The sequence below is a fragment of the Novosphingobium lindaniclasticum LE124 genome, from assembly GCF_000445125.1.
Lineage (GTDB): Bacteria > Pseudomonadota > Alphaproteobacteria > Sphingomonadales > Sphingomonadaceae > Novosphingobium > Novosphingobium lindaniclasticum.
Map to the genome: position 1 here is coordinate 48,624 of NZ_ATHL01000149.1, position 7,371 is coordinate 55,994.

Annotated in this window: 6 protein-coding genes and 1 tRNA gene; all 7 read left to right on the forward strand. The window is 64.8% G+C overall.

The window, feature by feature from the left end:
- Positions 1–28 precede the first annotated feature (28 nt).
- The 7 genes from pepN (at position 29) to L284_RS45065 (ending at position 7,267) form a co-directional block, all read left to right on the forward strand.
- Positions 29–2,683 (forward strand): aminopeptidase N, encoded by a 2,655-nt coding sequence (gene pepN, locus L284_RS45035; protein ID WP_021236003.1) that lies wholly within the window; start codon positions 29–31, stop codon positions 2,681–2,683.
- A complete protein-coding gene (gene pgeF / locus L284_RS45040) occupies positions 2,676–3,458 on the forward strand; it encodes a peptidoglycan editing factor PgeF (RefSeq protein WP_021236004.1) in 783 nt (260 codons plus the stop codon). The genes pepN and pgeF overlap by 8 nt, the downstream gene beginning before the upstream one ends.
- A gap of 272 nt (positions 3,459–3,730) precedes the next feature.
- Positions 3,731–4,264, forward strand: a complete 534-nt coding sequence (gene petA / locus L284_RS45045; RefSeq protein ID WP_021236005.1) for a ubiquinol-cytochrome c reductase iron-sulfur subunit — start codon at positions 3,731–3,733, stop codon at positions 4,262–4,264.
- Positions 4,265–4,287: 23 nt separating this feature from the next.
- Positions 4,288–5,601 (forward strand): cytochrome b, encoded by a 1,314-nt coding sequence (locus L284_RS45050; protein WP_021236006.1) that lies wholly within the window; start codon positions 4,288–4,290, stop codon positions 5,599–5,601.
- 28 nt (positions 5,602–5,629) lie between these two features.
- Positions 5,630–6,442: a cytochrome c1 gene (locus L284_RS45055; RefSeq protein WP_021236007.1), complete on the forward strand. Its 813-nt coding sequence runs from the start codon at positions 5,630–5,632 to the stop codon at positions 6,440–6,442.
- 92 nt (positions 6,443–6,534) lie between these two features.
- Complete coding sequence (locus L284_RS45060; RefSeq protein ID WP_021236008.1) at positions 6,535–7,071, forward strand: adenine phosphoribosyltransferase; 537 nt, start codon at positions 6,535–6,537, stop codon at positions 7,069–7,071.
- A 122-nt stretch (positions 7,072–7,193) separates the two neighbouring features.
- Positions 7,194–7,267, forward strand: a tRNA-Gly gene (locus L284_RS45065).
- The last annotated feature ends 104 nt before the right edge of the window (positions 7,268–7,371 follow it).

Genomic DNA, 7,371 nt, shown 5'->3' on the forward strand with positions numbered 1-7,371 from the left:
TCGAGGGACAAGGCTCTAATTTAGCGGCATGGATATTGCCAGCACCCCCAGCACGCCCGACGCCGACGCGCAGATCGCCGATGCCGCTCCCGCGCCCCAGGCGCCGCCGGTCATCCGCCGCGAGGACTATCAGCCGCCCGCCTGGCTGGTGCCGCAGATCGCGCTCGACTTCCGTCTGGGCATCGAAGAGACCCGCGTGACGGCCAGGCTGTCGGTGCGCCGCAATCCCGCGGGCAGCGCCGCCTCGACGCTGCACCTGAACGGCGACCAGCTCACCCCGCTGGCCGTGCGCGTCGATGGCGAGGCGGTGAACGACTGGCGCATGGACGGTGCCGACCTCTTGGTGGAACTGACCGGCGAGGCGCACGAGGTCGAAATCGAAACCTCGGTGAATCCCGCGGCGAACAGCCAGCTCATGGGTCTCTACGCCTCTAACGGGATGCTCTGCACCCAGTGCGAGGCCGAGGGCTTCCGCCGCATCACCTTCTTCCCCGACCGGCCGGACGTGCTCTCGACCTATTCGGTGCGCATGGCGGGCGACAAGGGCCAGTTCCCGATCCTGCTTTCCAACGGCAACTGCACCGCCACGGGAGAAGGCGAGGACGGCACCCACTGGGCCGAGTGGCACGACCCCTGGCCCAAGCCGGCCTATCTCTTCGCGCTCGTCGCGGGCGATCTGGTGGCCAATCACGCGCAGTTCACCACGCGCTCGGGCCGCCGGGTCGATCTCAACATCTGGGTCCGCTCCGGTGACGAGCAGCGCACCCAGCACGCGATGGATTCGCTCATCAACTCGATGAAGTGGGATGAGGAGGCCTTCGGCCGCGAGTACGACCTGGACCTGTTCAATGTCGTCGCCGTATCGGACTTCAACATGGGGGCGATGGAGAACAAGGGCCTCAACGTCTTCAACACCCGCTACGTGCTGGCAGAACCGGAAACCGCCACCGACGCCGATTACGACGGTATCGAAAGCGTGATCGGACACGAGTATTTCCACAACTGGTCGGGCAACCGCGTGACCTGCCGCGACTGGTTCCAGCTTTCGCTCAAGGAAGGCTTCACCGTCCTGCGCGACCAGCTGTTCAGCGCGGACATGGGCAGCGAGGCCGTGAAGCGCATCGAGGACGTGCGGGTCCTGCGCGCCGCCCAGTTCCCCGAGGATTCGGGACCGCTCGCACACCCGATACGCCCTGATTCCTACCAGGAAATCAGCAACTTCTATACCGCGACGGTCTACAACAAGGGTGCCGAGGTGATCCGCATGATGCGCACCATGGCCGGGCCGGACAGGTTCCGCCAGGGAACCGACCTCTATTTCGACCGCCACGACGGCGAGGCCGCGACGTGCGAGGATTTCGTCAAGGCGATCGAGGACGGCGCCGGGCTCGACCTCCGGCAGTTCCGCCTCTGGTACGCGCAGGCGGGCACCCCGCAAGTGGCGGTGGAAGCGTCGCACGAAGGCGATGTCGCCACGCTCACGCTTACCCAGACCATCCCGGCCACTCCCGGACAGCCGGAGAAGCAGGCGGTGCCGATCCCGCTGCGCATTGCCCTGTTCGACCGCGACAGCGGCCGTCATGCGGGCGAGCGGCTGATCGTGCTCGACACGGACAGCCGCAGCTTCGCGTTCGAAGGCTTCGCGCGGCCGCCGGTCGTCTCGATCAATCGCGGCTTCTCGGCCCCGGTCGCCATCGACATGGAGCGCTCGAACGAGGACCTCGTCTTCCTTGCCGCTCATGACGACGATCCTTTCGCCCGATACGAGGCCATGCAGAGCCTGGTCGTCCAGCATCTGGTGGCGGCGGTCGGCGGCGGCTTGTCGGAAACCGCGCGCGCCGAGGGTCGCAAGGCGATCGGCCAGGCTTTTGCGGCCGTTCTTTCGGACGATGGGCTGGACGATCTCATGCGCGGCGAACTGATGGTCCTGCCGGGCGTCGCCTATCTTGCCGAACAGGTGCTGGTGGCGGACCCGGCCGCGATCCACGAGGAACGCGAGGGTCTGAAAGCCTGGCTCGGCAGCGAACTGGCGGAGTCCCTCGTCGCTCTGCACGACCGCGTCTCTGGCGTTCCCTATAGCCGCGACGCGGCTGCGCGCGGTGCCCGCAAGACCAAGGCGCAGGCGCTCGTGCTGATCGCTGCGGGCGATCCGGCCGAAGGCGCCCGCCGCGCCATCGCGCAATACCGCGCGGCAGACAACATGACCGATCGCCAGTCGGCGCTCACCGTGCTCTGCAACCTCGAAGGCCCCGAGCGGGAAGAGGCGCTTGCCGACTTCCTGCGCCGCTATCAGGGCAATGCGCTCGTGATCGACAAGTGGTTCGCGCTTCAGGCGGGCTCTTTCCATCCGCAAGTGCTGCAGCATATCGAGGCGCTGTCGCAGCACCCCGAATTCACCTTGAACAATCCGAACCGCGCCCGCGCGCTCTACATGACGGCAGCGGTGAACCCGAAGGCGTTCCATGACGCCAGCGGCGCGGGCTATCGGATGATCGGCGAATTGATCCGCAAGCTCGACCCGATCAACCCGCAGACTACCGCGCGGTTCGTGCCGCAGCTGGGCCGCTGGCGGCGCATCGAACCCGCTCGCGCCGCCATGATGCGTGCGGAGCTGGAGAAGATCGCGGCCCAGCCCGGTCTTTCCCGCGATGTTCGCGAACAGGTGAGCAAGAGCCTTGGCTGACGTCGGGGGCGAGCCCGTCGAAGTCAACCGCGCCGGCCTGCTTGGCGGCCTCCCGCACGGTTTCCTGGGCCGTCGCGGCGGGATAAGCGTGGGCGAGGTGGCTGGCCTCAACGTCGGTCTCGGATCCGGCGACGAACCGGCGGCGGTGACGGAGAACCGCCGCCGCGCCGCCGAGGCGGTGCTGCCGGGAGCGCCTCTCGCATCCGTCTACCAGGTCCATTCGCCAGACTGCGTGATCCTGGGCGCGGACATGTGGAGCGACGCCGAGCGTCCCCATGCCGATGCTCTCGTCACGGATCGACCGGGTGTGTTGATCGGTGTCGTCACGGCAGACTGCGCCCCGGTGCTCCTGGCCGACCGGGAAGCGGGCGTGATCGGTGCGGCTCATGCCGGGTGGAAAGGCGCCATCGGCGGGGTGACGGACAGCACCATCGCCCGGATGATATCGCTCGGCGCGGCGCGCGCGCGGATCGTCGCTGCCGTTGGTCCCTGCATCTCCCAGGAGTCCTACGAGGTCGATGAAGCCTTCCGCGATCGGTTCCTGGCACATGGGGCGGACGATGCGCGCTTCTTCGCGCAAGGCCGCGAGGGACGCTGGCAGTTCGACCTGGAGCACTATGTCGCCTCCCGGCTGGAAGCTGCCGGAATAGCGGGCGTGGAGCGCCTCGCCCTCGATACTTACTCCGCGCCGGAGCGTTTCTACTCCTATCGCCGCTCCACCCACCGGGCGGAGGCGAGCTATGGACGCCAGATTTCCATCATTGGACGGGGCTGAAACAGGTCCGCCGGGCGCCGCCGCCGGATGGTTATGCCTTGAATTCGTTGACGACGAACCTGCCGGGCCGATCCAAAAAGGCGGTTGGCAGGGTTGATTTCCCTGTATATCAGAACCGCAAAGTCGGTATTCGTTTCGGGTCGCTCCCGAGGCAGTTAACCGTCAACGGGGGGCCGTTACGGGGATACCAGACAAAAATAGAATTGGTCAGGAATCTGGGCTTGCTTCCGGAATCCCGGGAGTAGGTTGTCAATAACAAGGCAAGGGCAATCATGGCAGAAGCAGATGGCGTGCGGCGGCGCGATTTCATCAATATCGCCGCGGTAAGCGCGGCGGGTGTCGCCGGCGTGGGAATCGTCGTCCCTCTGGTCAGCCAGATGTCCGCTTCTGCGGACGTTCTTGCGGCGTCTTCGACCGAGATCGACATTTCCTCGATCCAGCCCGGTCAGGCCATCAAGGCGATCTTCCGCAAGCAGCCGGTCTTCGTGCGCAACCTGACGCCACATGAGATCTCGGAAGCCAACAAGGTCGATGTTTCCTCGCTCCGCGATCCGCAGACGCTTGAGGAACGCACCAAGGAAGGCAAGGAAAACTGGCTGATCACCATGGGCGTCTGCACCCACCTGGGCTGCGTGCCGCTCGGTGCCGGCGAGGGCGAGGCGAAAGGCGAGTTCGGCGGCTACTTCTGCCCCTGCCACGGTTCTTCCTACGACACGGCCGCCCGTATCCGTAAGGGCCCCGCGCCCAAGAATCTCGAGGTTCCGGAATACGCCTTCACCACCGACACGGTCGTAAAGATCGGTTGAGGCCAAGAGAGAGGATCAAGAACATGAGCTTTCCCTGGGCCAAGGAATATACCCCAAGCCATCCCTTCATGCAGTGGATGGACCAGAGGCTGCCCCTGCCGCGCCTCGTCTACAACGCTGTCGGCGGCGGTTATCCGGTTCCGCGCAACCTCAACTATTTCTGGAACTTCGGTTTCCTCGCCGCGCTCTGCCTCGGCCTGCAGATCGTCACCGGCATCGTCATGGCCATGCACTACGCGGCCAATACGCAAGTGGCGTTCGACACCATCGAGCAGACCGTCCGCGACGTGAACTGGGGCTGGATGATGCGCTATGCGCACGCCAACGGCGCTTCGGCGTTCTTCGTCGTGATCTACATCCACATCTTCCGCGGCTTCTTCTACGGATCGTACAAGGCCCCGCGCGAAATGGTGTGGCTGCTGGGCGTGGTGATCTTCCTGCTGATGATGGCCACGGCCTTCATGGGCTACGTGCTGCCCTGGGGCCAGATGAGCTTCTGGGGGGCCAAGGTCATCACCGGCCTGTTCGGCGCGATCCCCTTCGTGGGCGAGCCGCTCCAGCAGTGGCTGCTCGGCGGTTTCGCGCCGGACAACGCCGCGCTCAACCGCTTCTTCTCCCTGCACTATCTCCTGCCCTTCGTCATCGTGGGTGTAGTGATCCTGCACATCTGGGCGTTGCACATTCCGGGGTCGTCGAATCCCACCGGCGTGGAAGTGAAGAGCGAGAGCGACACGGTGCCGTTCTACCCCTACTACGTCGCCAAGGACGGCTGGGCGATCGGCGTCTTCGCGATCCTGTTCTGTGCGGCGCTGTTCTTCTTCCCGAACGCGCTGGGCCACCCGGACAACTACATTCCGGCCAACCCGATGAGCACGCCCGCGCACATCGTTCCCGAATGGTACTTCTGGCCGTTCTATGCGATCCTGCGCGCCTTCACCCAGGACTTCTTCTTCATTCCGGCCAAGCTCATGGGCGTGCTGGCGATGTTCGGAGCGATCCTCGTGTGGTTCTTCCTGCCCTGGCTGGACCGTTCGCCGGTCCGCTCGGGCTCGTTCCGTCCGCTCTACCGGAAGTTCTTCTTCTTCGGCCTGATCCCGGCCATGGCGGTGCTGTTCTACTGCGGCGGCGCCCCGGCCGAAGAACCTTACGTGATGCTCAGCCAGATCGCGGCGCTCTACTACTTCGCGCACTTCCTGATCGTCATTCCGATCGTCTCGGCCATCGAGAAACCGGACCCGCTGCCGTTCTCCATCACGGAATCGGTGCTCGGGCACGACGAAGGCGCGAAACTGCGCCCGGCGCATGGCGCCACCGAAGCCGTCCACGGCGACGTGTGACCAACAGCTAGAGCGAAAGACGAAAGACATGGCACGCATTCTCTCGATCCTCGTCGGGCTGTTCTTCACGGTGGCCCTGGCTTGGTCCTTCGGCAAAGGGGCCTACCAGGAGATCACGGAGCCGGCAGCGGCAACCGCCGAACATGAATTCCACCTCCACCCCAAGGAAGTGCGCTTCGCCAGCGATGGCGCCTTCGGCAAGTTCGACCGGCAGCAGCTCCAGCGCGGCTTCCAGGTCTACAAGGAAGTCTGCGCCGTATGCCACGCGCTGCGCCATGTCGCTTTCCGCGACCTTGCGGCGCTCGGCTATAACGATGCCGAAGTGAAGGCGATCGCCAAGGGCTTCCAGGTGCCGGTCTACAACAACGGCACGGGCGAAGTGGAAACCCGCGAAGGCGTGGCGACCGACTACTTCCCGCCGGTGCTCTATGCCGGCCAGGGAACCCCGCCTGACCTCTCGCTGATGGCGAAGGCGCGTCACGACGGTCCGGCCTACGTCTATTCGCTGCTGACCGGCTATCAGGACCAGCCTGCCGAGCTTCTGAAGAAGTTCCCGGATTCAAAGACGCCGGATGGTCTGCACTACAACCCCTACTTCGCCAATCTCAACCTCGCGATGCCGCCGCCGCTCACCGGCGAGGGCCAGGTGACTTATTCCGACGGCACGAAGGCGACGGTCGACCAGATGGCCAAGGACGTCTCGGCCTTCCTGATCTGGACCGCGGAACCCAAGCTGGAGAAGCGCAAGCAGACCGGCTGGCCGGTCTTGGGCTTCCTCCTGTTCGCCACGATTTTGGGCTACATGTCCTACCGCAATATCTGGGCCGGCAAGAAGCACTGAGGCTTCCGCCTGTGACCTGAACGAAAGGCCTCCCTCATCTTACGATGGCGGGGGCCTTTCGTTTGTCCGCTCGACCCCGTAAGCACGGCGGCATGACCCTCGACGAGATCAAGGCGCTGGTGCGCACCGTGCCGGACTTCCCCAAGCCCGGCATCCTCTTTCGCGACGTGACCACCCTGGTTGGCCACGGCCCTGGCTTTTCGGCTGCTGTCGACCTGATGGCGGAAAGGGTGAAAGCCTCGGGTGCCGATGTGATCGCCGGCGTCGAGGCGCGCGGCTTCATCTTCGGCGCCGCGATCGCGGCGCGGCTGGACCTTGGCTTCGTCTCCATCCGCAAGCCCGGCAAACTCCCGGTTCCGGTCATCGCCATCGACTATGCACTCGAGTACGGTACCGATACGCTGGAAGTTGATCCCGAAGCCGTGGGAGAGGGACACAAGGTCATCCTGGTCGACGACCTCCTGGCAACCGGCGGCACTGCACTGGCCGCGATCGAACTGCTGCGACGCGCCGGAGCGACCGTCGAGCACACTCTCTTCGCCATCGACCTGCCCGATCTCGGTGGCGGCGACCGGCTGCGCTCCGCCGGCATCACGGTGCACGCGCTGCTGGACTATCCCGGTCATTGATAGCCCGGACGCTGATCAATGCAGATAAGATGCAAGGAAGGCGTTGACGACACCTGCCTTATCGTGGCAAGCGGCAGCCACGACGCAGGTCACCGTCCCGATCGGGACAGGCCCATCAATGGGCGGGTATAGCTTAGTGGTAAAGCTCCAGCCTTCCAAGCTGGCTATGCGGGTTCGATTCCCGCTACCCGCTCCAGTGCGCGTCTCAGGCGTACCCAGGAACACCCGTAAATGGCTGTTTTCTGCGGTTTTCCAGTGATACACTGTCCGGGCAGTTCCGGATATGTTCCATGCCGTCTC